At 53.7% G+C, this 568-nt stretch carries 1 protein-coding gene; it reads left to right on the top strand.

Going from position 1 to position 568, the window contains the following annotated elements; all coding sequences use genetic code 11:
- Positions 1–568 (top strand): M3 family metallopeptidase (locus PPL9_RS31475; protein WP_161831392.1); only part of this gene is annotated, 568 nt, incomplete at both ends.

Here is a 568-nt window from a genome sequence, read left to right as displayed (position 1 = left end):
TCTGCTCTCCAATGTCTGGGGACCAGCCAAGGCACGAGCACTGGAAGAAGCCGCTGACCTGCAAGATATGGCGCAATCTGAGGGCGACAACATTGAGATCGCTCCGTGGGACTGGCGTTACTATTCAGAGAAGGTCCGCAGCGCTAAGCATGATCTGGATGAAGCTGAGATCAAGCCGTATTTCCAGCTGGATCAGATGATCGAAGCGGCCTTTTACACCGCAACCTGTTTGTTTGGCCTCACCTTCAAAGAGCTGAAAGGTCAAGACGTCTACCATCCGGATGTGCGTGTCTTTGAAGTCTTTGACAAAAACGGCGACCATCTCGGCATCTTCATCGGCGACTACTTCGCCCGCGCTTCAAAGCGCTCTGGTGCATGGATGAGCGCCTTCCGCTCACAGCAGAAGCTGAAAGGTGATGTCCGCCCAATCATCGTCAACGTGATGAACTTCTCAAAAGCACCAGAGAGTGAGCCAACCCTGCTGACCTTTGATGATGCCCGCACCCTGTTCCACGAATTTGGTCACGGCCTCCATGGCCTCATGTCCAACGTGACACACCCACTTGTT

This window comes from Pseudovibrio sp. POLY-S9, assembly GCF_001431305.1.
Classification (GTDB): Bacteria; Pseudomonadota; Alphaproteobacteria; order Rhizobiales; family Stappiaceae; genus Pseudovibrio.
Note: the sequence above shows the minus strand (reverse complement) of the source record. Positions and strands in the feature narration are given on the sequence as shown.